Here is a 23617-nt window from a genome sequence, read left to right on the forward strand (position 1 = left end):
CAGTCTGCACCCCGCCACCGACAGTCTCCCCTGGAGTGGTCGTCGCCCCAGCTCAGCGGGGGTGTCGTCGGCTTCCGGGGACGATCCGCGAGGTCCGTTCCCCGATGCGCCTGCGCGAGGCGGGCCACTCGTGCGAACGTCGAGGACGGCTTGTCATGAGCAACGGAACGATCCCTCCTCCGAGGAGGGCGGTCCGGCCGGTCTTTGCGGTCGCGAGGAGGATGCCCTGATGGCGTGCCGGAGTCCCAGGGTGTGGCTGTGGCGGTGGCGGCGCAATCCGCTCAGGCGCCGGGCGGACGTGGTGGAGGGCTGGGTGGTGCTCGGCGTCGGGCTGCTGACCGTGCTCGCCGGGGTGCTCGCCGGGCTCATGGTGGCCGCGACGGTGGCCCGGGGACTGGCCCGCGAGCGCGCCGACTGGCGCCCCGCCGTCGCCCGGGTCGTCGCCGAGGTCCCGGACGTGCCCGCCGGGCACCGGCACATGTCCCACGGCGCCCGGCCCTGGGCCGAGGTGCGCTGGACGGTGGCCGACGGCTCCGTGCACACCGGCCGGGTCCGGGCGACGGCCGGCGGCGGGGTCGGCACCACGGTCACCGTCTGGACCGATTCCCGCGGCCACCTCGTCGGCAGCCCCGTCCCGCCCGGCCAGGCGGCCTTCCGGGCCGGCCTCGTCGGAACCCTGGCGGGCCTCGGCACAGCCCTCGTCCCCTTTTCCGGCGGCTTCCTGCTGTGCGCCCGGCTGGAGCGCCGCCGGATGACCGCCTGGGACACGGAATGGGCCCGGCTGGGGCCGCGGTGGGGACGCACGGTCTGAGCGGCCGCCCGCCGGCCAAACGCCGTTTTTGGGTTCAGCCGCCGTCGGGCAGGGCCCGTCCCAGGATGGCGTCCAGGTCCGTGCCGGGCGGCAGGGTGCCGAAGGAGTGGCCCCAGTCGCCGGCCAGGCGGGTCGCGCAGAAGGCGTCCGCGACCGGCTCGGGGGCGTGGCGGACCAGGAGGGACGCCTGGAGGGCGAGCGCCGTGCGCTCGACCAGGCGGCGGGCGCCGGACTGGTCGGCCCGGGGCAGCTCGCTCCTGAGGGCGGCCACGGCGGAGTCCAGCCGGGCGTCCGCGCCCCGGACGAGGTCCAGTTCGGTGAACAGGGCGTCGGCGGCGCCCGGTTCGCGGCCGAGGGCGCGCAGCACGTCCAGCGCGTTGACGTTGCCCGAGCCCTCCCAGATGGACAGCAGCGGGGCCTCCCGGTAGTGCCGGGGCATACCGGACTCCTCCACGTACCCGTTGCCGCCCAGGCACTCCAGGGCCTCGGCGGTGAACGCGGGCCCCCGCTTGGTCACCCAGTACTTGCCGACGGCCGTGGCGACCCGCCGAAAGGCCCGCTCCCCGGCGTCCCCGCGCACCGCGCGGTCCGCGGCCCCGGCCAGCCGAAGCGTGAGGGTGGTCGCCGCCTCCGACTCCAGCGCGAGGTCCGCCAGCACATTGCGCATCAGCGGCTGTGCGAGCAGCCGGGCGCCGAACGCGCTCCGGTGGCGGGCGTGGTGACCGGCCTCGACCAGCGTCTTGCGCATCAGCGTCGCCGAGCCCATCACGCAGTCCAGGCGCGTGCAGTTGACCATCTCGATGATGGTCTTCACGCCCCGTCCCTCGGGCCCCACCAGCCAGGCGACGGTCCGGTCGAACTCCGGCTCCGAGGAGGCGTTGGAGCGGTTGCCCAGCTTGTCCTTCAGGCGCTGGATGCGGAAGGCGTTGCGGCCGCCGTCCGGCAGTACGCGCGGCACCAGGAAGCAGGACAGACCGCCCGGGGCCTGCGCCAGGACGAGGAAGACGTCGGACATCGGCGCCGACGTGAACCACTTGTGCCCGCGCAGCGTGTACACCCCGGGCTCGCCGGTGGGCGTCGCTGCCGTGGTGTTGGTCCGCACGTCCGAGCCGCCCTGCTTCTCGGTCATGCCCATCCCGGCGATCAGCCCGGGCTTCCGGACCGGCACCCGCAGTCCGGGCTCGTACTCCCGGCTGGTGAGCAACGGCTCGTACACCTCGGCCAGTTCGGGCTGCGCGCGCAGGGCGGGTACGGCGGCGTACGTCATCGACGTCGGGCAGCCGTGCCCCGCCTCGGTGTGCCCCCACGCCAACCCGCCCGCGGTACGGGCCACATGGGCGCCGGGCCGGTCGTCCGCCCAGGCCGAACCGGCGAGGCCCGCCCGGACCGCGGCCCGCATCAGATGGTGCCAGCTGGGGTGGAAGTCCACCTCGTCGACGCGGTTGCCGTACCGGTCGTGGGTGCGCAGCACCGGCTCGTGCAGGTTCGCCTGCGCGCTCCACTCCTGGGCCTCCGCGCTGCCGGCGCGGGCGCCGATCCGGCGGATCTCCTCCTCGGCCCACCCGGCCCCCTCGCGGCGCAGGCCCTCCAGGAGGGCGGCGTCGGCGGAGGAGTCGTACGGGGCGAGGGGAGGGGGCTGGTTGGTGACGTCGTGGGTCGCGACCGACGGCGGCGTCTGTGTCCGTGTGGGGGCCATACTCGTCATGTTGCGCTTTTGCTGCGGTTGTAGCAATAGTGCAACAAGGAGGCGCACGTACAGTACGTGCCCATGCGCATGAACGTTTCGACCGGGCCGGGGACGGCCGTCCTGCGGCCCCTGTCCGCCCGGTCGGTCGTGCTGAGCATGCTCCTGGCCGTGCACCCGCCCGAACTGCCGGTGAAGGACCTCGTACGGCTGGTCGAGCCCTTCGGTGTCGGCGGCTCCACGCTGCGGGCCGCGCTGAGCCGGATGGTGGCCGCGGGCGATCTGTGGCGCACGGACGCGGTCTACGGGCTCAGCGAGCGGCTGCTGGCCAGGCAGCGCCGCCAGGACGACGCGGTCCACCCCCGTACCCGCGCGTGGGACGGCGACTGGGAGATGGTCGTCGTCACGGCGACGGGACGCGGCGCGGCCGAACGCGCGGAGCTGCGCGCCCGGTTGGCCGCGCTGCGGCTGGCCGAGCTGCGCGAGGGCGTGTGGCTGCGCCCGGCCAACCTCGACCGGCCGCTGCCGGACGCACTCCGCCAGGTGGCGGCGACGTACACCGCCCGCCCGGACGAGCCCGCGGGCGATCTCGCCGCGCGGCTGTGGCCCCTGACCACCTGGGCGGCCACCGCCCGCGCCCTGCTGGCATCCGCCTCCGACGCCCCCCGCCCCGCCGACCGCCTCACCGCCTTCGCCGCGCTCGTCCGCCACCTCCTCGGCGACCCCGTCCTCCCGCCCGCCCTGCTCCCGCCGTCCTGGCCGGGCCCCGAACTGCGCACGGCGTACGCCGGGTATCAGCGGGAGGTGGGGGCGTCGGTCGGGGTGGCGGGCGCGAGGGAGTACTGACGGGGAGCGGGCTCTCGCCGGGGTGGCGGTACGGCATGGAGCGGTACGGCGGGGCGCGCGGTTCGGCGGGGGCAGGACGCGCCAGGCGCGTGAGCCGGGGACGCGGGGGAGTCGTAGCGGGGCACTGAGGGGCGGGAGAGTTCTGGCCGGGTGCTGAGCGCCGGGTGAGCCCGGCGGCCCAGGGGCCGGCGGGGCCCGCGGCCCTGAGCGCGGCACCGCCCGCCGGCCGCGCGCGGCACAAATGCCTTGACCCCGGTCCCAGAGCGCCGCGCCCACCCCATGCGGCGCAACCCGCCCCCGCTTCCCTCCCGGCAGGTGGCGCGCCCGGCCCGCAGGGCGTTCCCTGGGAGACAGGAGGATGACCAGCACGGTCGCGAACACTCGGCGGGGCGAATCGGACGACGATCTCACCCGAGGAGAGTCATGGCTGAGCAGAACGCGTCGTCGGCCCTCATGGCGCCACTGCGTGGCGCCGCCTCGGTGCTGCGCAAGGTGCCGGGTGCCACGGCGGTGGGCCGCGTCGCCGAGGAGACCCTGGACAAGGTGGGCGCCGTCTCCCCGCGCGGGCGGCGCATCGCGGTGTACGCCGGAGCGGGCGTGCTCGGCGCGGCGGGCGTCGTGGAGTGGCCCGTGGCGCTGACCGGCGCGGCGGTGGCCTGGCTCACCCAGCCCCGGCCCGGCCCCCGCGGCGACGGGGCCGGCGACGACCGCGAAGACAGGGCGGCGGCCCCGCACGACCTCCGCACGGCCGCGCTCCGGTCCGGCGCGGACACGCACCCGCACGGCCCGCAGGAGCAACCCCACCGGCACCACGGCGAGGGCGGGCACGGACACGGGCCTCGACCCGGCCCCGGACCCGTCCTCGCCGACGGCGCCCCGGACACCACCCCGAAGACGGTGACCGGCCCCCTCGGCCCCACCGCGCGCCCCGACCGCACCACCCGCTGAGGAGAGCCCCTTGCCAGGTCTGTTCACCGTGCCGCGGGCCACCCTCCGGCTGCTGCCCGCGGCACCACGCCTGCTGGCCCGCGCCGCCGCGCCCACGGTGGGGGTGGCCGCCGGAGCGGCCGCGGGCACCGCGCGCGCCGGTGTGCGCGGCGCGGACGCCGCCGTACAGGTCGCCCGCGTCGCCCGCAACGCCCTCCCCGGCTCCGGCGACCACTGGCGTTCCGGCACCCGCGCCCACTTGGCCCTCCGCCCCGCCGCCCCCGCGCCCGGCCCGCAGGCCCCACCCCCGAGCCCGCGTCGGGCGAGACCACCGCACCCGCCGCCGAGCCCGCCACCGGCCCCACGGACGGCACACCGCCCGCGACCGCGCCCCCGCCCCCCGAACCCCCGCCCACTCCAAAGCCCCCGCCTCCCCACCCCACCCCCCACATCGGCCGCCGTATCGCCCGGACCCTCGCCGACCGCCCCGACGTGCTCTTCGCCTACTGGGACGACGGCCTCGCCCGGCTCGTCGTGAGCGCGACCGAGGAGGAGGCCACCGACGAGGTGGTCGAGCACGCCGCCCGGCTCGCCGCCCGGCACGGGTTCGAGCTGGCCGCCGGGGACGTGGAGGAGACCACCCACCCGGCCGACCCCGCGGGGGTGCGCACGGCGGTGGCGACGTTCGGGGTCGACGTGCTGGGCACCGCCGTCGCGGTGACCGGGTACGCGCTGCGGCTGCCGCCCTCGCCCCGGCTGCTGACCGCCGTGGTGACGCTGCTGCGGGAGAACCCGCGGTTCCGTGCCTGGCTGCGCGCCCGCCTGGGCCCCGACCGGATGGACCTGGTGCTGGCCACCGCGAACGCGGTCGCGCACGGCGCCGGGCAGACCCCCGCGTCGCTGCTGCTCGACGGCACCCTGCGCGCCTGCCAGGTCGCCGAGACCGTGGCCCGTGCCGCCGCCTTCGACACGGTGCACGACGACCTGTGCGTCCCCGACCGCGTCAGCCTCGCCCCCGGCGGCGAGCCCCGGCCGCCGCTGCGCGAGTCGCCCGCCCAGGAGTACGCCGCCCACGCCTCGGCCGGAAGCGTGCTGGGCGCCGCGGCCACCCTGCTGGTCAAGCACGACGGCACGGAGGCGGCCGAGGCGGTCCTCGCCGGCTCCCCGAAGGCCGCCCGCTACGGTCCCGCCGCCTTCCACGCCGTGCTCAGCGCCGCCCTGTCCCGGACCGGCGTGCTGGTGCGCGACCCGGAGCGGCTGCGCCGGCTGGACCTGGCCGGGACCGTCGTCCTGCACGCCGGAGCGCTGCGCGGCGCGGACGGCGAGGCGGACCCGTGGGCCGAACCCGTGCTGGACGCCGCCCGCCGGGCCGGGCTGCGGGTGGTGCTGGTGGACGATCCCGCCCTGGAGGACTTCACCGGCCTCGCCGACCAGGTCGTGGACGCCCGCCGGCCGCTGGACGACGTCGTCCACGAGGCGCGCGGCGAGACGCGGACCGTGCTCACGGTCGCCCGGGTGCGCTCGGCCGGGGACAGCGACATCCTGGCCGCGCTGCGCGCCAGCGATGTCGCCGTGGCTCTCACCGACCGGGACGGCGCGGTGGTGTGGGGCGCGGACCTGCTGGCCCTGCACGGGCTGCCCGACGTGTGGCGGGTGCTGATCGCGATCCCGGCCGCCCGCGTGGTCGGCGGCCGGTCCCAGACCCTGGCCCGCTCCGGCGCGGCGCTGTCCGGGCTCCTCGTGGCCGTCGGTGAGGCCAAGGGGGGCCGGGGGAGGTTCGCCCTGCTGCCGGGGCTGCGGCACGCGCCCGTCGACGCGGGCGCCGCCCTGGCCCTGCTGTCCGGGATGCGCGCCGCGCTCGGCGTGGCGGTGGCCCGCGCCCCGCACCCCCGTCCCCGGGTGCACTGGCACGAGCTGGACCCGGACCAGGCCAGGGACCGGCTCGCGCACCGGCCCGGCGCGGAGAGCACGCCGCTGGGCGCGCTGGCCGAGGGGCTGCGCGAGGCGGCCGACGGGGTCTCCCGGAATCCGCTGGTCGCCCCCGTGCGCTGGTCCTACCAGCTCGGCCAGGCGGTCCGAGGCGAGCTGCACGACCCGCTGACCCCGGTCCTCGCGGTCGGCTCGGCCGCCTCCGCGATCCTCGGCTCGGCGGTGGACGCCCTGCTCGTGGTCGGCGCCCTCGATCTGAACGCCCTGGTCGGCGGGGTCCAACGGCTGCGCGCCGAGCGGGCGTTGTCCGGCCTGGTCGCGGACCAGAAGCGCAAGGCGCGCGTGGTGCCCACGGAGGAGGAGGCACCGGCCGGCGGCACCCGCACCGTGGAGGCGGGCAAGCTCACGCCGGGCGATGTGATCCAGCTCAAGGGCGACGACGTGGTGCCCGCCGACGCCCGGCTGCTGTGGCAGGAGGGCCTGGAGGTCGACGAGTCCGCGCTGACCGGCGAGTCGCTGCCGGTGGAGAAGGACACCGACCCCACCCCGCACGCCCCGGTCGCCGACCGCAGCTGCATGGTCTTCGAGGGCACGACCGTGGTGGCGGGCGAGGCCCGTGCCGTCGTGGTCGACACCGGCGAGCACACCGAGGCCGCCCGCGCCGTGCACCTCGCCGCGCGCACCCCGCCCGCCGCCGGTGTCCAGGCCCGGCTCCAGGAACTCACCCGCAAGGCACTGCCGTTGACCCTGGCGGGCGGCGCCGCGGTGACCGGTCTCGCGCTGCTGCGCGGCACCCCGATCCGCGAGGCGGTCAGCGGTGGCGTGGCGGTCGCGGTGGCCGCCGTACCGGAGGGGCTGCCCCTGGTGGCCACCGTCGCCCAGCTGGCCGCGGCCCGCCGGCTCAGCCGCGGCGGCGTCCTGGTGCGCACCCCGCGCACCCTGGAGGCGCTCGGCCGGATGGACACCATCTGCTTCGACAAGACCGGCACCCTCACCGAGAACCGGCTGCGCCTGGTGCGGGTCTCCGACGCCGAGGGCACCGTACGCGCCGTGGCCGCCGCCGGGTCCGCTGACACCGTTCGGGCCGCCGCCCGGGCCTGCCCCCGCTCCAACGGCGGCTCCGAGCGGCCGGTGCACGCCACCGACGAGGCCGTCCTGGACGCGGCCCGCCCCGATCCCGACTGGACCCAGCTCGCCGGGGTGCCCTTCGAGGCCGCCCGGGGCTACGCGGCCGCCGTGGGACGCACCGGGGACGGCTCCCGGGTCCTCGTGGTCAAGGGCGCCCCCGAGACCGTGCTGCCCGCCTGCACCGGCCTGCCGGCGAGCGCCGCCGACGCGGCCCAGGAGCTGGCCGGTTCGGGACTGCGCGTCCTGGCGGTGGCCGAACGGCGCCTCGACGGCGGGGAGGACGAGGCCGCCGTACTCGAACAGCCGCTCCAGGAACTGGAGTTCACCGGAGTGCTGGCGCTGTCCGACGTGCCCCGCGACACCTCCACGGCGCTGGTGAAGGGGCTGCTGGAGGCGGGCGTACGACCTGTCGTGCTCACCGGCGACCATCCGCAGACCGCGCGCGCCATCGCCGCCGAACTGGGCTGGCCGCAGGACACCGTGGTGGTCACCGGTGACGAACTGGCCGCCGCCGACCGGGCGGCGCGGGCCCGGATGCTGCGCGACGCGGGGGTGGTGGCCCGGGTGGCGCCCGAGCAGAAGCTCCAGGTCGTGGAGGCGCTGCGGGACGCGGGCCGGGTGGTCGGCATGGTCGGCGACGGCGCCAACGACGCCGCGGCCATCCGCGCCGCCGACATCGGGGTGGGCATCAGCGCGCGCGGCTCGGCCGCCGCCCGCAACGCCGCCGACATCGTGCTCACCGCCGACGACCTCACGGTCCTGATCGACGCGGTCGGCGAGGGCCGCGCCCTGTGGCACAGCGTCGCCGACGCCATCGCCATCCTCATCGGCGGCAACGCGGGCGAGGTCGGCTTCGGCCTGATCGGCACCCTGGTGTCCGGGCGGGCGCCGCTGTCCACCCGGCAGATGCTGATGGTGAACCTGTTCACCGACCTGTTCCCGTCGATGGCGGTCGCCGTCACGGAGAAGGAGGGCGAGGCGGACCTCGCCCATGTCGAGGAGGCCGCCGGGGTGCTGGGCGACCCGCTGCTGCGGCAGATCAGGCACCGGGCGCTGACCACCTGCCTGGGCGCGCTCACCGCCTGGCTGATCGGCCGCTTCACCCCGGGCACCGCCCGCCGCTCCAGCACCATGGCGCTGTGCGGGGTGGTCGGCACCCAGCTGGTGCAGACCCTCCTGGACCGGCGCGACAGCCGGCTGGTGCAGATCACCTCGCTGGGCTCGGCCGCGGTGCTCGTCGCCGTCGTCCAGACCCCGGTGCTCAGCCGCGCGTTCGGCTGCACCCCGCTCGGGCCGCTCGCCTGGGCCGGGGTGGCCGTCGCCATCGCCCTCGCCCTGGCGGGACAGCGCGCGCTGCCCCGCCTGGAGGAGACGGTCGTCCGGCTCCTGCCCGACTGAGGCTCACACCGAGCGCAGGTACTGCTCCGGCACCCGTACGTCGCCGCCCAGCTCCCGTGCCGTGTGCCGGGCCCAGGAGGGGTCGCGCAGCAGCTCGCGGCCGAGCAGGACGGCGTCGGCCTCGCCGTTCGCCACGATCTTCTGGGCCTGCTCGGCCTCGGTGATCAGGCCGACGGCCGCGACCGGAAGGCCGGTCTCGGCCTTCACCCGGGCGGCGAACGGGACCTGGTAGCCGGGCTCGACCGGGATGCGGACGCCGGAGGCGTTGCCGCCGGTGGAGACGTCGAGGAGGTCGACGCCGTGGGCGCGCAGATCGCGGGCGAGGCGGACCGTGTCGTCCGCGGTCCAGCCGCCCTCCTCCAGCCAGTCGGTGGCGGAGACGCGGAAGAACAGCGGCTTGTCCGCGGGCCACACCTCCCGTACGGCGTCCACGACCTCCAGCGCGAAGCGGACGCGGTTCTCGTACGAGCCGCCGTAGGCGTCGGTGCGGTGGTTGGAGTGCGGGGAGAGGAACCCGTGGACCAGGTAGCCGTGGGCGCCGTGGATCTCCACGACCTCGAAGCCCGCCTCCAGGGCCCGGCGCGCGGCCTCCCTGAACTGCCCGGTGATCTCCTTGATCTGATCGACCGTCAACTCCGTTGGGGCCGGGTGGCCTTCGGTGAAGGGCAGCGGGCTCGGGGCGAGGGGCTGCCAGCCGTGGCCCTCCGGGTCGATCGGCGCGCCGCCCTTCCAGGGCCGCTCGGTCGATGCCTTGCGGCCGCTGTGCGCGAGCTGCACGCCCGGCACCGTGCCCTGGGCCGAGAGGAAGCGGGTGATCCGGCGGAACGCCTCCACCTGGGTGTCGTTCCACAGGCCGAGGTCGTAGGGGGAGATCCGGCCCTCGGGGGAGACCGCGGTGGCCTCCACCACGATCAGACCGGTGCCACCGGTGGCCCGTGCCCCGTAGTGCGCGAGGTGCCAGTCGTCCGGGGCGCCGGTGAGCGGCCCGGCGGGCTCGGCCGAGTACTGGCACATCGGGGCCATCCACACCCGGTTGGGGATGGTCACCTCGCGCAGGGTGACGGGTTCGAACAGCACGCTCACGACAGACTCCATTCGTCACGGACCGCAGGTCTGCTTGTACGATAAACCTCGTACTACGAGAGATGTCAAACTACGACGAGTCTCGTACAATGCGGGTACGCGGGAGTTCCCCGGGGACGCGGAAGTCCCCCTGACGCAAGCGATGAAGGTGGGCCGCCGTGACCGAGACCGCCGCCCCCGGCCGGGTGCTGCCGCACCCCGACCGGGCGGAGATCCGACTGGAGACCGTGCTGCACGCGCTGTCCGACCCGGTACGGCTGCGCATCGTCCGCGAACTCTCCACGGCCGCCGACGAGTTGTCCTGCTCGCGCTTCGACCTGCCGGTCACCAAGTCCACCACCACGCACCACTTCCGGGTGCTGCGCGAGAGCGGCGTCATCCGGCAGTGCTACCGGGGCACGGCCAAGGTGAGCGGCCTGCGCCGGGACGACCTCGACGACCTCTTCCCCGGCCTGCTCGACGCCCTCCTCGCCGCCGCGAACGGCCAGCACGCCCGCCTCGGCGACGACGCCTGAGCGTGCCGGGCGGGGGCCCCGGCGGGACTACGACGTCCGGGCCACCGCCAGCAGGGTGTCCCAGTCGGCCAGCTTGACCACGCCCCGGCCGAGGCGCGCGCCCAGCTCGGCCTCCGCCCGCTCGATCGCCAGCCAGCCGTCCCAGACCACCGGCTCGACCCCGGCCGCCAGCAGCGCCGGGACCGCGTCCTCGGGCCCCTCCGAGCGCGCCAGAGCGGGGGCGTCCGCGAGCAGCGAGGTCACCGTCTCCTTGGCGCAGGGCCGGTTGGTGCCGATCACGCCCGACGGGCCCCGCTTGATCCACCCGGCGACGTACTCCCCGGGCGAGGCCGCGCCGTCCCGCACCACCCGCCCCGCCGCGTGCGGCACCGTGCCGCTCGGCTCGTCGAACGGCAGCCCCTCGAGCGGCACCCCCCGGTAGCCCACCGAGCGCAGCACCAGCTGCGCCGGCATCTCCTCGTACCGCCCCGTCCCCGTCACCCCGCCCCGCCCGTCCGGCACCGTGCGCTCGAAGCGGACCGCGCCCACCCGGCCGCCGTCCGCGAGCAGTTCCACGGGGCGCAGATGGAAGCGCAGCCGGATGTGCCGGTCGGCGGCCGTCGACGGGGGCTGCTCCGCCCAGCCGCGCAGCACCTCCAGATTGCGCCGCTGCACCGCGGGCAGCGTCTCGGGGTCGGCCGGGTCGAGCGCCAGATCGCCCGGTTCCACGACGACCCGGGTGCCGGGCAGGGTGCCCAGCTCGCGCAGCTCCTTGGTGGTGAAGCGGGCCTGCGCGGGGCCGCGCCGCGCCACCATCCGCACCTCGCGGACCCCGCTGTCCGCCAGCGCGTCCAGCGCCCCCTGCGGCATGTCCGTCGGGCGCAGCTCGGCCGCGTCGCGCATCAGCATCCGGGTGACGTCCACCGCCACATTGCCCGCGCCGATCACCACCGCCGAGCGCACGTCCCGCAGGTAACCCGCGTCGGCCGCGTCCGGGTGCGCGCTGTACCAGGCCACGAACTCGGTCGCCGACCAGCAGCCCGGCAGCTCCTCGCCCCGGACGCCGAGACGGCGGTCGGTGGCGGCGCCCACGCAGTACACCACCGCGTCGTACAGCCCGCGCAGCACCTTGACCGGCACCCCGTCGGGGCCGCCCACCCGCACCCCGCCGAGGAAGCGCACCCGCTCGTGCTCCAGGACCGTCCGCAGGCTCGTCTGGAGCGACTTGATCTTCTCGTGGTCCGGGGCGACGCCGTACCGGACCAGGCCGTAGGGGCACGGCAGCCGGTCCAGCACGTCCACACGCACCTCGGGGTCCCGCTGGACGAGCTGCTGGGCGGTGTAGCACCCGCTCGGTCCGGATCCGACGACGGCGACTCGCAGCACGGCGGTACTCCTGACGGCGAAAGGAGAGTGCGCGGACGCCTCCAGGGTCCCACCGGCGAGGCGACGAGGGCAGAGCCCGCCGGGTGACGCGGGCGCGTGTCCCACCGTATGGAGGGTGCGCGCGCGGATACGTTGCGCAGGTGCTCGAAGCATCCTTTCTTGATCTTTCCGAGCGGAACGCGGAGGACGGCGCGCTGTCCGTGTGGCCCGCGTGGGAGGTGCGCGAGTACGGCGGCGCCCTGTCCTGGCTGTACGTCCGGCTGGACTTCCCCGACGGCGCCGGGGTGGACGCCCTGGCCGTCGTGAGCGACGGGGGCAGCGTCCGGGTCGAGGAGATCCGGGCCCGCCCCGCCCTCTCCCTGGACGACCTCAGCGTCCTCGCGGACTGGATCGAGGAGCCGCTCCTGGAGGCGTTCTGGGCGGGGGAGCGGGCCGCGGACGGTTCGCGGGTCCCGGACGCGCACGACGGCGACACCGGTCCCGGCGCCTCGCGCGCGGCCCGGCGGCGGGCCCGTCCGGCCTGGCCGCGCGGGACCGAGGGCCGGCTGCTGCTCGCCCGGGAGTACCGCGCGGCGCAGCAGGCGGGCGCCGACCCGGTGCTCGCCGTGATGCGGGCGACCGGCCACGGCCGCCGCCGCACGCTCGGCCTGATCGCCCAGGCCAGGGACGCGGGCCTGCTGACACCCCGGCACGCCCGCCGGTAGACGCCCCCCGGCGTCCCCTGGGACCCCTCCGGGCTCCCCTCCGCGCGATCCGCCGCGTCCCCTGGGGCGCCTCCGGGTCCCCCCCGCGTCCGCTACGCTCCCTCCGGGCGCTCCCCGGTCGCGAAGAACCGCGACAGATCGCGCTCCGCGCTCCCGCACCCGGCGTCCCGCTCCCGCTCCGGCGGCACCCCGAGCTCCCAGTCGAGCCCGTAGCGCCGGAACAGCTCGGCGCGCAGCGCGGGGACGGGCATGGGCACGCCCGGGACCAGCGCCGCGTACACCGCGCCCATCAGCTGGGCCCGCAGCATCGGATAGCCGGCCGTCACCTCCGCGGCGCCGTACCGGGCCACGGTGTCGCCGAGCAGCTCCGACAGCCGCCGCTGCTCCGGGCACTCCACGAAACCCTCGGCCTGGAGCAGCCCCGCCATGTGCTGGCGCATCAGCACCGGCCGGTCGCGGGCCAGCCCGAGGATCGCGTCGACGGCACGGGCCAGCCGCTCCCGGCCGTCCTCGCTGCGCGGCTCCCGCTCCAGCGCCTCCTCCAGCGTGCGGTGCATCAGCCGGTGCACGGCGGACTGCACCAGCTGGCGCTTGCCGGGAAAGTAGTACGACACCAGACCGCGGGCGGAACCGGCGCGGTCCGCGATGTCGCCGAGCGTCGTGGCGTCGAAGCCCCGCTCGTCCACCAGCTCCACGGCGGCCTGGAGCAGCCGCTCCCGGGAACGCCTTCGCAACTCTTCATTGACCGAGGCGCTGCGCGGGGACATGCTGGACTCCTGCGTTGACTGGCTGCCAGCCAACTATACTCAACGCAGCCGGAACCCACGGGTCCGGTTCGAGCTGCCGTCTGCCGGGGTGACGCGGGGGATCACCTCGGCGGACGGTACGCCCGCCTCGGCCGTCGGCGAAAGGGGCCGGAAGGCGGTCAGGCCAGGTCGGAGGCGTGGCCCGGGACCAGTCCGAGAACCGGCAGCAGCGCGTTCGGGCGGTCGGAAGCCGGCAGATGGTCCACGAAGTGCACCCGGCAGCCGAGCGCCGCCGCGCCCCCGTCCGCCTCCCTGCTGTCGCCGACCATCAGCGTCCGCCGGGGATCGGCACCGAGCGCCGCACAGGCGACCGCGAACAGCCGCGGGTCCGGCTTCTGCACCCCGTGCTCGTACGACAGCGCGTACGCGGCCACGAACGGGTCGAGGCCGTGCGCGCGGAAGACCGGACGCGGGTCCCAGCCGATGTTGCTGACCACCGCCACGCCGACCCCGCGCTCGCGCAGGGCGCGCAGCACCGCCGGGGCGTCCGGGTAAGGGGTCCAGGCGGCGGGGGACATGTGCCGGGCGTAGAGCGCGTCGTGCAGGTCCGGATCGGGCAGCGGCACCCGCCGGGACATCCCCGTGAACGCCGCCCGGTGCAGCTCCGCGCTCTCATCCCGGCGCGCCCACAGCCCGGCCAGTTCCCCGGGCACCCGCACCGGCGCCGCCCCGCCCGGCAGCGCGCCCGCCGCCTCCAACGCCCGTGCCGCCTCTTTCACTTGCGGTTCGGGAAGGTCCCGTCCGGTCTCGTCCAGCACCGCACGCAGCCAGGACTCGGTGGACTCGACGCGGAACAGCGTCCCGGAGAAGTCGAACAGCACGGCAGTCATGCGGGGGACCTTATCCGGACGTCTTCGCACAGGAGTTGAGCCAGGATCGGTCGAGACCGTACTCAGCCAAGGGCCCGCAGTCCCGGTACCAGGGCCAGCAGCACCGGGAGCGCCGGTACCAGCGCGGCGACCGCCGTGAGCCGCAGCCGGTGCAGGGCGGGGAGCCGGGCGGGTGAGGTGAGCAGCCGGTCCACCCGCTGCGGCACATGCGCCTCGGGGGTGGGAGTGGGTCCGAACACGCCCCGCTCCTCGTTGAGTTGGACCAGGGCGAGCGCGGTCGTCAGCCGGCCGAAGCGCCGCGAGGCGGTGTCGTCGGCGGCCAGCTCCACCAGCCGGTGCATCTCGCCCTGGAACGCGGCGAACACCGGCACCTGGGGGAATCCGCGCGCGAGCGCCGCCGAGCAGTGCAGCAGCCAGTCGTGCCGCGCCCGCGCGTGCCCCCGCTCATGGGCCAGCAGCGCGTCCAGCTGACGCTCCTTCAGGCGCCGCAACGCGGCCGTGGTGACGACCAGCCGGGGCGCCGCACCGGCGAGCCACCAGGCGTCCGGGCGCCCGTCCTCCAGCACCACGAGCCGCCCCGCTCCCGGCTCCTCGCCGGGCAACAGCGGCGCCCGCACGAGGAGTTCGGCCCGCCGCGTCCGCCGTCGCGCACCGGACCGTACGACCTCCCGCACCAGCATGGCCGCGCTCCACAGCCCGGCGCAGGCCAGCAGTACGGCGGTGGTGGCCGCCCAGGGGCTCGCGGTACCGAGGGCGTAGGCGTCCACGACCGCGCGCGGCGCCCGCGCGAACACCTGCCCGCGCACCGGCGCCCAGGCCGCGGCGGCGCTCAGCGTCATCGACAGCGCGCAGCACAGCAGCACGGCCGCCACGACGCACTGCCACGCCCACAGGGCGACGACCGGTTCGCGGTCCGGCCAGTCGGCGCGGGCGAGCAGGCGCGGACCGAGGACGGCGGTGAGAGCGCCGAGCAGTAACAGGGCCACCGGGACCATCATGGGCAGCACCCTATGAGCGCGGGACCGCCCGGCGGTACGGTCCGTCACCCCGAAGTGACGCAGGCAACGCGCCCCGGCCGCCCGTCCCGTCATGGCGCCGCGCCGCTTTCGCTACGGCCGGTTCGCCGCCTGCTTGACGGTCCTGATCACCGGCGCCGATTCCAGGTGGGTGATGGCCGGGAGCGCGGCGATACGGGTGGTCAGGTACCGGTACAGCTCCCGCTGGTTCGCGCACACCACGCTCGCGTACAGATTGGTCGGGCCGGTGGTGGCCGCGGCGAACGCGATCTCCGGGTGCTCGGCCAGTGCCCGGCCCGTCTCCTCCAGGTGGGCGGGGGCGACCGAGAGCCAGAGCAGGGTCCGGGCGTGCCCGCCGAACACGCGCCAGTCGACGTCGAGGTCAAGATAGAGCACGCCGTGTCCGCGCAGTTCCGTCATCCGGCGCCGGACCGTCGTCGGCGACCAGCCGGTCGCCGCGGCCAGCTGTTCGAGCCCGGCCCGGCCGTCGGCGGCGAGCAGGGCGAGGAGCTTGCGGTCGCCGTCGTCGAGCCGTACCGGTCCCGGCCGGTGAGGCACCGGGGGCGGGCGCAGCCGCTCGGCCGCCTCCGCGTCCAGCCACCCGAGCTTTCCGACCAGGTTGTCCGGGCCGCCGTAGAAGGCGTGCAGCACGGAGTGCGCGGTCACGCCCTCCACCCGCGGGGTGCGGGGGAGTTTGGCCAGCAGCAGTGCCTCGCTGTCCGCCTCGCTCTCGGTGCGCACCACGCACGTGATCTCGGTGCCACCGGAGTTGAGGCTCACCCAGGAGGTGTCGGGGCGCCCGGCCAGCGCCTCGGCGACCGGGAGGGACGCTGCGGGCGCGCAGCGCACCCGCAGGAACCACAGGACGGCGCCGAGCGCGGTGGGATCGACCCCGCCGAGCACGCGGACCGCCCTGGCCGACCGTAATCGGGCGTAGCGGCGGGCGATGGTGCGATCCGAGACGCCGAGCACCTCGGCGATCGCGCTGAACGGCGCACGGCCGTCGATCTGCAGGGCGTGCACGAGCCGGCGGTCCAGCTCGTCGTATTCGGATTCCACCGGTTCAAGGCTAGTCCGTGCCGGATATCGGCACGATCGGTCCGGTTTCTGGTCCGGGCCGCTCGATCGGCGCAGCGTTGCCCCTGTCCCGATCGCCATGGACGGGACCGACACAGACGAAGGAGAGCCCGTGGACACCGATGTGCTCATCATCGGCGCCGGCCCGACCGGCATGACACTGGCCAACGAGCTGCTGCTGGCCGGGGTTTCGACCGTACTGGTCGACCGGCTCGCGCGGCGCAGCGAGCTGTCCAGGGCGGGCGGTGTGCAGTCCCGCACCCTGGAGGCGCTCGACCAGCGGGGGCTGCTGGAACCCCTGCTGGCCACCGGGGACCACCCCGCCGGCACCGGCCACTTCGCCGGGATTCCGCTCCCGCTCCAGCCCGACCGCCACTATCTGCCCTGGCGGTCCGTGCCGCAGGTGGTGATCGAGGAGTTCTTCGAGGGACATCTCGCCGCCCACGGCCTGCGTGCCCGCAGGGACCACGAACTGGTCGGCCTCGCCCAGGACGACGACGGGGTCACCGCGAGCTTCGCCGACGGCACCGCCCTCCGCTCCCGCTACCTGGTCGCGGCCGACGGAGCCCACAGCACCGTACGGTCGCTGCTGCGGGCCGAATTCCCCGGCGAGGCGGGTACGTTGACGATCGTCGCCGCCGATGTGCGGCTGGGCGGCACCGACCCCGCCACCGCGCACACCTGGGCCGAGGACGGGCACTGGGCGGCCCTGTTCCCGCTCGGCACCGACCGGCAGGGCAGGCGGCTGCGCCGGCTGGTCCTCGGCGGGCCGGGCCGCTCGCTGCCCAGGGAGACCCCGGTCACCGAGGACGAGATCCGCGAGGGTCTGCGCACCGTGTTCGGCACGGGGGTGGAACTGCTCGAACTGTGCTACGCCCGCCGTATCACCAACGCCTCACGCCAGGTCGAGCAGTACCGGCACGGGCGGGTGTTCCTCGCGGGCGACGCCGCCCATGTCCATCTTCCGCTCGGCGCGCAGGGCATGAACACCGGGATGCAGGACGCGCTCAACCTCGGCTGGAAGCTCGGCGCCGCCGTGCGCGGCTGGGCGCCGGGGAACCTGCTCGACACGTACCACGCGGAACGGCATCCGGCCGGGGCCGCCGTACTGCGCAACGTCCGGGCCCAGAGCCTGCTGATGGACTGGGCGGGCACCCGCGATCCCCAGGTGCTGGCCGCCCGGGAGATCTTCGCGGAGATGGCCCGGCTCCCACAGGCCCAGGGCTATCTCGGCGACCTGATGTCCGGGATGGCCGTCCGCTACCCGATGCCGGGCACCGAGTCGCATCCGCTCGTCGGCCGGCCCGTACCGGACCTGGATCTCGGACCGGCCCGGATACATGAACTGCTGCGGTCCGGGCGCGGGGTCCTGCTGGACCCGGACGACGCGTTCGCCGAGGCCGCCGGTCCCTGGTCGCACCGGGTGGACCGGGCGGGCAAGGGCGCCGGCGTCGAGCCGATGCTCATCCGGCCGGACGGCTATGTGTGCTGGGCGGGCGCGGACGGCCTGGAGGCGGCGCTCGCCCACTGGTTCGGCGCGCCCCGCTGAGCGGAGCGGCGGCCCCGCGGGTGAGCGGAGCGGCGGCCCCGCGGGACGCCGAGGCGGCGTCCCGCCCTCGCTCCGGCGGGCGGCGGGGCACCGCCGGTCCGGCTACGGGCAGCTCTCGCCGAACTTGACCGCGGTGAGCGTGACCGGCTGCCCGCGCAGCGCGCTGCCCGCGGCCGGGGTCTGCGCGCAGACCTGCCAGTTGCTCTCCACCAGAATCCAACGGCCGTCCGCGGAGGCGTCCTTGACCGTGATCGACGTCCCCGAGTCCAGGGCCGCGCGCACCGCCTTCACGGACTTGCCCTTGAAGTCGGGCATTTTGCCGCCCTGGACGGTCGGCTCCTTCTGGTCCGTCCCGGGGCAGGTCTCCGCCAGCTTCACCGCGCCGAAGTCCAGCGTCGTGCGCGACGACACCGACCTGCCCGCGGCCACGTTCTGGGAGCACACCTTCCAGTTCCGGTCGAGGGCCTGCATCCGGTCACGGCCGAGCGCGTCGTGCGACGTCAGCGAGAAGAAGCCGTCGGCCTGTGCGGCGTCCTGCGCGGACTGGAGGCCCATCCCGACGAAGTTCCGTACGGTCTTCGGCGCCGCGCCCGCCGACGTGCCGCCCTTGGACGCCGAACCGCCAGGCTTCGTACCGGAGTTGCTTCCATCGGAAGCGCTGTCGGTCGGCTGACAGGCGGTCAGCCCGACCGCGGCGCAGAGCAGGACGGCGCTGATGACGCGGTTGCGCATGAATCCCCCCCGGGTGAGACGACGGCAGACCGGACACGCTAGACCATGCGTGAAGAGAACGTGAACGCCCCCGGTGCGCCCGGGACTCACATCGTCAGCAGCATGGCCACCATCCCGATCGCCATCGACAGCCGGCAGGCGAGGGCCAGTTCCGGGCGGTCGCCCCAGCGGTCGGGCGGCGGCGGGCCGCCGACGATGACGGCGGCCGGGACCAGGCGGGCGCCGGACAGCAGGACGTAGCCCGTGAAGTACAGGAGCAGGACGCCGGTCACGGCGGGGACCCCGGTGCCGCCGTGCACGCCCTCCATGGACATGCCCGCCATGCCCGCCATGGAGTGGGCGGCGGGCGGGGCCAGGGCCATCGCGGCCGCCATGTAGGCCATCGCCCCGGCGCCCACCAGGTGGTGCAGATGATGCCGGTCGCGGCGCGCGGCCCACAGGGCGCGCAGCGCGGCCAGGCCGAAGACGGCCGCGTACATGGGCCAGGCCCAGCCCGGCGGGGTGAACGCCGCCGCGGGCACCGCCATCGCGGCCATCCCGAAGCCCATCAGCGCCTCACCGCCGGCGGACCGGCGCTGCTCCTCGACGGCGCTGCGCATCCGCAGCAGACAGTAGGCCCCGGTGGCCGCGCACAGCGCGACCAGCAGCCAGGCGGCCGACACGGATCCGTGCACGGGCACCTCCCCCGCTCGACGGTCGGTCGAGGGATGCGATGCCCAGCCGGGGCGGGGCGCATGCGGGCGCAGGGGGGTGCACGGGAGCGCCGGCGGGGGCACGACGGGGTGGGCACCGGGGCGTCGCGCCCGGCGCGGCGGTGTGACGGGACAGTCATCGCGACATGTGTTTTACAGATAAAACACATGCTAAATTCGATGAATGAGCAGCGCGACCCGTCACCGTCTTCCCCTCGCCGGGATACTCCGCCTCGGCCGCCCCTCGGACATCTGGTTCAAGCCCGCCCTGAGCGCGGTCGCCGCGGTCGCCCCGCCCAACCTGATCCTGCTGGCGCTCGGCCGCCTCGACCTCGCCATGTACACGATGGCCGGATCGCTGTGCGCCCTCTACGGCCACAACCGGCCCTACGCCGCCCGGGCCCGGGCCCTGGCCGGAGTGGTGCTCGGCATGGTCGCCGGTGTCGCCGTCGCCCTGGTCACGGCCTCGCTCACCTCCGACGCCGCCCTCCTCGTGACCGTCGGCGCCCTGCTCGCGGCCGTCCAGAAGGCCGTGTGCGACGCCACCCGGATCGGCCCGCCGGCCAATGTGATCTTCACCTTCATCAGCTCCGCCTCCCTGTTCGCGCCCCAGACCCTCGGCCAGGTGCCGGGCCATCTCGGGCTCGCCCTCGCGGCCGGCGCCTGGTCCTGGCTGGTCGCCATGGCACCCGGACTGGTGCGCCCGCACGGCCCCGAGCGCCGGGCCACCGCGGCCGCCCTGAACGCCACCGCCGCCTACGCCGACACCCGCGGCACCGGCGCGGGACACGCCCCCGCCCGCGCCGCGAGCGCCGCCGCCCTCCACGCCGCCTGGCAGTCGCTGCTCGCCGTCGGCGACCGCACCGACGCCACCCGGCGCGCCCTGGAACGGCTCCTCGTCCGCGCCGAGGTCGCCCTCGCCGCCCCCGCCGACAGCGACCCGGCACGGCTGCGCGCCTGGGCCCGCGAGCTGCGCGGCCCGCGCCGCACCCTCCGCCTCGACATCCCCGGCGAGCACGCGGACGAACTGCTCGGCCTGGACACCGAACTGGCCCAGCCGCGCCCCGCCCTGCGCCACCGCCTCGCGCCGCTCGCCCCCCTCGCCGCCCGCACCGCCCTCGGCTGCGCCCTCGCCGGGTACGCCTCCCTCGCCCTCGGCGTCGGCCGCCCCTACTGGGCCCTGGTCACCGCGGCCTCCATCTATCAGGCGAACGTCACCCTCACCTGGAGCCGGGGCGTCCAGCGCGTCGTCGGCAACGTCCTCGGCGTCCTCGCCTTCGCCGCCCTCGCCCCGCTCGCCCACCTGAACGCGGTGGCCCTGGTGCTGTGCTGCGTCGCCCTGAACTTCGGCGCGGAGGCGCTGATGGGCCGCAACTACTGGCTCGGCAGCATCTGCGTCACCCCGATGGCCCTGCTCGTCACCGAGTTCGCCCGCACCCAGGACGCCACCGAGCTGATGACCGACCGGGTCGTGGACACCCTCGTCGGGGCGCTGGTCGGCTTCGTCGCCGCCATCGCCGTCACCAACCGGCGCGCCGGCGACCGCCTGGAACGGGCGCTGACCGAGGCGGAACGCGCCCGCGAGAACGCCGCCCGGCTGCTGGCCGAGGCGCACCCGGAGCCCCGCGCCCTGGACGGGGCCCGCCGCGGGCTCACCACCGCCCTGGTCGACCTGCGCGCCACCGCCGACGCCGCGGCCGGGGAATGGTGGCAGCGCGCCCTGCCCGAGGACCGGGTCGTGCTCGCCGAACAGTCCGGACACCGTACGCTCGCGGCGACGGTACGACGCCAGGGGCTCGCGCCGCGTCAGCACGACCCGGGTACGACGACGGAGGACATACGGCCATGACGGCGACGAACGGCACACCGGCAGCCGGGGACGCGAGCGGCACGGCGGCGCGGCGCGAGGCGTCCACGGCCGACACGGTCGCCGCGGTCGTACGGCAGTGGCGGGCCGTCCATCCCGACCTGGACACCGGCCCGATGGAGGTCATCGGGCGGATCAACCGGTGCGCGGCGCTGCTCCAGCAGGCCGAGGACGCGCCGTTGCGCCGGGCCGGGCTCAGCCGCCCCGAGTTCGACCTGCTCGGCGCGCTGCGCCGCACCGGGCACGAGCTGACGCCGGGCGAGCTGGCCCGGGAGACGTTCTCCTCCGGGGCTGCCGTCACCAAGCGGATCAAGCAGCTGACCGAGCGGGGGCTCGTGGAGCGCCGCGGCGACACCCGGGACCGCCGGGTGGCCCATGTCCGCCTCACCGACGCCGGGCGGGACCTGGTCGACGGGGTCCTGCCCGAGCAGCTCGCCTACGAGACGGCCGTCCTCTCGGTCCTGGCACCGACCGGACGCGACGACCTGGCCGGCCTGCTGGCGGAGCTGCTCGGCCGCCTCGAGGGCCGGATGGGCGCGCTGCGCGCCGGAGGATGAGGCAGGCGCCCCTCGGACAGGACCTAGATCCCGGGCCGGTGCCGCAGCGGATGATCCCCCGGCACCTCCACCAGGACGATCCGCGTGCCGTCCGGGTCCGTGAGCCACATCTCGACCAGCCCCCACGGCTCCTTCACCGGCGGCCGGGTGATCTCGACGCCCTTCGCCCGCAGTTCGTCGTAGGCCGCCGTCACGTCCTCGACCTGCATCCACAAGGCCACGGCCGGCGAGGGCGGGTCCGAGGCGCGTCCCGAGATCTCCAGGAAGCCGCCGCCGAGGAAGTACACCGTCCCCCGCTCCGGCCCGGTGCCGAACTCGCGGTAGACGGGAAGGCCCAGCCGTTCGCCGTAGAAGGCGCGGCTGCGCTCGGGGTCGGTGGGTCGCAGAAGTGTCCGGCTGCTGAGCACATGCACCATGGCCGCGCAGCCTAGTGGCACAGTTACCCTCGTCCCAGCCCCAGCCACGCCCGAGATCGGAGAACCGCCCCCATGCACAGCGCCGCCGCCCCCGGCCTCACCTTCCGAGACGCCACCGACGCCGACGTCGACGCGCTGGTGGTGCTGATCGAGTCGGCGTACCGCGGCGACGCCAGCCGGGCCGGGTGGACCACGGAGGCGGACATCCTGGAGGGGCAGCGCACCGACCCCGAGGGCGTCCTCGCGGTGATCGAGTCCGCGGACAGCCGGCTGCTCATCGTCGAGCGCGACGGTCGTATCGTCGCCTGCTGCCAGCTCGAACACCGCGACGACCACGCCTACTTCGGCATGTTCGCGGTCAGCCCCGCCCTCCAGGGGGAGGGCCTCGGCAAGACCGTGATCGCCGAGGCCGAGCGGCAGTCCCGCGCGACATGGGGCATCAGCGAGATGCACATGACCGTGATCTCCGTACGGGACGACCTGATCGCCTGGTACGAGCGCCGCGGCTACCGCCGTACGGGACAGATGTCCCCGTTCCCCTACGGCGACGAGCGCTTCGGCATCCCGCAGCGCGCCGACCTCCAGTTCGAGCTGCTGGTCAAGAAGCTCGGCTGAACCGGCGCGGGGCCCGCCCGGACGGCCGCCGCCCCCGGGCCGCGCCCGCCTACGCCGTGAACCGTCCGGTGCGCTTGATCTCCGGGAAGTCCGTGGTGGCGCCGTCGAGTTCGAGCGCGCGGACCAGCCGCAGCTGCTCCTGCGTGTTGACCGTCCAGCCGATGATCCGCAGCCCGGCCGCGCGCGCGTGCTCGACGGTCTCCAGGGTGATCCGGCGGATGTCCAGACACAGGGTCGGCGCGCCCACCGCGACCGCGCGCTCGACCACCTCGGGGCCGTAGCGTCCGGCGATCAGGGCCGTGCGCACCCCGGGCACCAGCCGGGCGATCTCGGCGACCGCCTCGTCATGGAACGAGGACACCTCCACCCGCCCGACCAGATCCCGCTCCAGCATCACCCGCGCCAGCTCCCGCGCCGCCGCCACGTCCTTGATCTCGGCCTGGAGCGGCGTGCCCACCGCGTCCAGGACCTCCTCGAACACCGGCACCCGCTCCCCGCGCCCCGCGTCCAGCGCGCGCAGTTCGGCGAGGGTCTTCTCGGCGATCGGCCCGGAGCCGTCGGTCGTGCGGTCCACCTCGGCGTCGTGCATGACGACCAGGGCGCCGTCCTTGCTGAGATGCAGATCCAGTTCGATCAGATCGAGGCCGGCCCGCTGCGCGGCGGCGAAGGAGCGGAGGGTGTTCTCGGGCTCCACACCCATGACCCCGCGGTGACCGATGGTAAGGAAGTTCAAGGTTCGACTCGCTTCCGTCGACGGCGGCTCGGCACGCGCGGCGACGGGCGGACGCCGTCGTCCGTGCGGGCAGGTCGCAGCCTAACGGCCCCGACCCGGGATGAACCCGCACGCGCGCGGACGATCTGGGCGCGCCCCGGGCGGTGACCGGCTGCTACCCCGTCGCGGCATCACCCACGCGTGGGCGAGTCCCCGCGCGCTTGACAGGCCGAATCCCGCCCCTCCCGGGCTCTCCGGGCCGACGGTCGAAAGTGAGCGCCGTCACGGTTTACGGCAGGAAAAATGTCGGTGACCATGTCTTCAGACAGAAAAATCTCCTGCGCTGCCTCTTGATGGG

The 23617-nt window shown here is 75.5% G+C and carries 21 protein-coding genes; 10 read left to right on the forward strand and 11 right to left on the reverse strand.

All coding sequences use genetic code 11. From position 1 onward, the window contains the following. Positions 1–229: 229 nt before the first annotated feature. Positions 230–811: a hypothetical protein gene (locus tag GHR20_RS31455; protein WP_194859038.1), complete on the forward strand. Its 582-nt coding sequence runs from the start codon at positions 230–232 to the stop codon at positions 809–811. A 34-nt stretch (positions 812–845) separates the two neighbouring features. Here GHR20_RS31455 and GHR20_RS31460 read toward each other — a convergent pair whose 3' ends face one another. Further along, entirely contained in the window at positions 846–2507 is a 1662-nt protein-coding gene (locus GHR20_RS31460; RefSeq protein ID WP_194859039.1) for an acyl-CoA dehydrogenase family protein, read from the reverse strand. 72 nt (positions 2508–2579) lie between these two features. Between GHR20_RS31460 and GHR20_RS31465 the strand changes: the two genes are divergently transcribed. The 3 genes from GHR20_RS31465 to GHR20_RS31475 all read left to right on the forward strand — a co-directional run bounded on the left by GHR20_RS31465 (position 2580) and on the right by GHR20_RS31475 (position 8723). Next, positions 2580–3341, forward strand: coding sequence for a PaaX family transcriptional regulator C-terminal domain-containing protein (locus tag GHR20_RS31465; RefSeq protein ID WP_148026085.1), 762 nt, complete (start codon positions 2580–2582; stop codon positions 3339–3341). Between the two features lie 423 nt (positions 3342–3764). Continuing rightward, positions 3765–4289 (forward strand): hypothetical protein, encoded by a 525-nt coding sequence (locus GHR20_RS36960; protein ID WP_194859040.1) that lies wholly within the window; start codon positions 3765–3767, stop codon positions 4287–4289. A gap of 471 nt (positions 4290–4760) precedes the next feature. Further along, positions 4761–8723 carry a cation-translocating P-type ATPase gene (locus GHR20_RS31475; protein ID WP_153815086.1) on the forward strand — a complete coding sequence of 1321 codons (3963 nt, stop codon included), beginning with the start codon at positions 4761–4763 and terminating at the stop codon, positions 8721–8723. A 3-nt stretch (positions 8724–8726) separates the two neighbouring features. On the opposite strand, the gene GHR20_RS31480 is transcribed toward GHR20_RS31475, so the two are convergent. Continuing rightward, a complete protein-coding gene (locus GHR20_RS31480; protein ID WP_153815087.1) occupies positions 8727–9806 on the reverse strand; it encodes an NADH:flavin oxidoreductase/NADH oxidase in 1080 nt (359 codons plus the stop codon). Positions 9807–9964: 158 nt separating this feature from the next. On the opposite strand from GHR20_RS31480, the gene GHR20_RS31485 reads away from it, so the two are divergent. After that, entirely contained in the window at positions 9965–10321 is a 357-nt protein-coding gene (locus tag GHR20_RS31485; protein WP_148026082.1) for a helix-turn-helix domain-containing protein, read from the forward strand. A gap of 27 nt (positions 10322–10348) precedes the next feature. Here the strand turns inward: GHR20_RS31485 and GHR20_RS31490 are convergent, their stop codons facing one another. After that, a complete protein-coding gene (locus GHR20_RS31490) occupies positions 10349–11686 on the reverse strand; it encodes an FAD-dependent oxidoreductase (RefSeq protein WP_153815088.1) in 1338 nt (445 codons plus the stop codon). Positions 11687–11880: 194 nt separating this feature from the next. Here GHR20_RS31490 and GHR20_RS31495 point away from each other — a divergent pair, with 194 nt between their 5' ends. Beyond that, the gene (locus GHR20_RS31495; RefSeq protein WP_194859156.1) at positions 11881–12390 is read left to right on the forward strand and encodes a DUF6214 family protein; all 510 of its coding nucleotides are present in this window, start codon (positions 11881–11883) and stop codon (positions 12388–12390) included. Between the two features lie 92 nt (positions 12391–12482). Here the strand turns inward: GHR20_RS31495 and GHR20_RS31500 are convergent, their stop codons facing one another. The 4 genes from GHR20_RS31500 to GHR20_RS31515 form a co-directional block, all read right to left on the reverse strand. After that, positions 12483–13157, reverse strand: a complete 675-nt coding sequence (locus GHR20_RS31500; RefSeq protein ID WP_153815089.1) for a TetR/AcrR family transcriptional regulator — start codon at positions 13155–13157, stop codon at positions 12483–12485. A 158-nt stretch (positions 13158–13315) separates the two neighbouring features. Further along, entirely contained in the window at positions 13316–14026 is a 711-nt protein-coding gene (locus GHR20_RS31505; protein ID WP_153815090.1) for an HAD family hydrolase, read from the reverse strand. 62 nt (positions 14027–14088) lie between these two features. Further along, a complete protein-coding gene (locus GHR20_RS31510) occupies positions 14089–15024 on the reverse strand; it encodes a M56 family metallopeptidase (protein ID WP_153815091.1) in 936 nt (311 codons plus the stop codon). A 111-nt stretch (positions 15025–15135) separates the two neighbouring features. Further along, on the reverse strand, positions 15136–16101 hold the full coding sequence (locus tag GHR20_RS31515) for an Lrp/AsnC family transcriptional regulator (RefSeq protein ID WP_148026078.1): 966 nt from the start codon (positions 16099–16101) through the stop codon (positions 15136–15138). Between the two features lie 130 nt (positions 16102–16231). On the opposite strand from GHR20_RS31515, the gene GHR20_RS31520 reads away from it, so the two are divergent. Then, complete coding sequence (locus tag GHR20_RS31520; RefSeq protein ID WP_153815092.1) at positions 16232–17668, forward strand: FAD-dependent monooxygenase; 1437 nt, start codon at positions 16232–16234, stop codon at positions 17666–17668. Positions 17669–17770: 102 nt separating this feature from the next. Here the strand turns inward: GHR20_RS31520 and GHR20_RS31525 are convergent, their stop codons facing one another. Together GHR20_RS31525 and GHR20_RS31530 are read right to left on the reverse strand one after the other, a co-directional pair. Next, positions 17771–18400, reverse strand: coding sequence for a PASTA domain-containing protein (locus tag GHR20_RS31525; protein WP_153815093.1), 630 nt, complete (start codon positions 18398–18400; stop codon positions 17771–17773). Between the two features lie 86 nt (positions 18401–18486). Beyond that, complete coding sequence (locus tag GHR20_RS31530; protein WP_153815094.1) at positions 18487–19074, reverse strand: DUF5134 domain-containing protein; 588 nt, start codon at positions 19072–19074, stop codon at positions 18487–18489. Positions 19075–19276: 202 nt separating this feature from the next. Between GHR20_RS31530 and GHR20_RS31535 the strand changes: the two genes are divergently transcribed. Then, the gene (locus GHR20_RS31535; protein ID WP_153815095.1) at positions 19277–20941 is read left to right on the forward strand and encodes an FUSC family protein; all 1665 of its coding nucleotides are present in this window, start codon (positions 19277–19279) and stop codon (positions 20939–20941) included. After that, the gene (locus GHR20_RS31540; protein WP_148026073.1) at positions 20938–21516 is read left to right on the forward strand and encodes a MarR family transcriptional regulator; all 579 of its coding nucleotides are present in this window, start codon (positions 20938–20940) and stop codon (positions 21514–21516) included. The genes GHR20_RS31535 and GHR20_RS31540 overlap by 4 nt, the downstream gene beginning before the upstream one ends. A gap of 23 nt (positions 21517–21539) precedes the next feature. On the opposite strand, the gene GHR20_RS31545 is transcribed toward GHR20_RS31540, so the two are convergent. After that, positions 21540–21932 (reverse strand): VOC family protein, encoded by a 393-nt coding sequence (locus tag GHR20_RS31545; protein ID WP_148026072.1) that lies wholly within the window; start codon positions 21930–21932, stop codon positions 21540–21542. 72 nt (positions 21933–22004) lie between these two features. Between GHR20_RS31545 and GHR20_RS31550 the strand changes: the two genes are divergently transcribed. Continuing rightward, complete coding sequence (locus tag GHR20_RS31550) at positions 22005–22547, forward strand: GNAT family N-acetyltransferase (RefSeq protein ID WP_153815096.1); 543 nt, start codon at positions 22005–22007, stop codon at positions 22545–22547. Positions 22548–22596: 49 nt separating this feature from the next. Here GHR20_RS31550 and GHR20_RS31555 read toward each other — a convergent pair whose 3' ends face one another. Further along, positions 22597–23280, reverse strand: a complete 684-nt coding sequence (locus GHR20_RS31555; RefSeq protein WP_111583648.1) for a glycerophosphodiester phosphodiesterase family protein — start codon at positions 23278–23280, stop codon at positions 22597–22599. Positions 23281–23617 lie beyond the last annotated feature (337 nt).

Source organism: Streptomyces sp. SUK 48 (genome assembly GCF_009650765.1).
Classification (GTDB): Bacteria; Actinomycetota; Actinomycetes; order Streptomycetales; family Streptomycetaceae; genus Streptomyces.

Bases quoted from the DNA above. Each gene is read 5' to 3' on its own strand.
- GHR20_RS31535 (WP_153815095.1), top strand. From the start codon at position 19,277: ATGAGCAGCGCGACCCGTCACCGTCTTCCCCTCGCCGGGATACTCCGC.
- GHR20_RS31525 (WP_153815093.1), bottom strand. From the start codon at position 18,400: ATGCGCAACCGCGTCATCAGCGCCGTCCTGCTCTGCGCCGCGGTCGGG.
- GHR20_RS31465 (WP_148026085.1), top strand. From the start codon at position 2,580: ATGCGCATGAACGTTTCGACCGGGCCGGGGACGGCCGTCCTGCGGCCC.
- GHR20_RS31460 (WP_194859039.1), bottom strand. From the start codon at position 2,507: ATGGCCCCCACACGGACACAGACGCCGCCGTCGGTCGCGACCCACGAC.
- GHR20_RS31505 (WP_153815090.1), bottom strand. From the start codon at position 14,026: ATGACTGCCGTGCTGTTCGACTTCTCCGGGACGCTGTTCCGCGTCGAG.
- GHR20_RS31510 (WP_153815091.1), bottom strand. From the start codon at position 15,024: ATGATGGTCCCGGTGGCCCTGTTACTGCTCGGCGCTCTCACCGCCGTC.
- GHR20_RS31540 (WP_148026073.1), top strand. From the start codon at position 20,938: ATGACGGCGACGAACGGCACACCGGCAGCCGGGGACGCGAGCGGCACG.
- GHR20_RS31550 (WP_153815096.1), top strand. From the start codon at position 22,005: ATGCACAGCGCCGCCGCCCCCGGCCTCACCTTCCGAGACGCCACCGAC.
- GHR20_RS36960 (WP_194859040.1), top strand. From the start codon at position 3,765: ATGGCTGAGCAGAACGCGTCGTCGGCCCTCATGGCGCCACTGCGTGGC.
- GHR20_RS31545 (WP_148026072.1), bottom strand. From the start codon at position 21,932: ATGGTGCATGTGCTCAGCAGCCGGACACTTCTGCGACCCACCGACCCC.
- GHR20_RS31500 (WP_153815089.1), bottom strand. From the start codon at position 13,157: ATGTCCCCGCGCAGCGCCTCGGTCAATGAAGAGTTGCGAAGGCGTTCC.
- GHR20_RS31455 (WP_194859038.1), top strand. From the start codon at position 230: ATGGCGTGCCGGAGTCCCAGGGTGTGGCTGTGGCGGTGGCGGCGCAAT.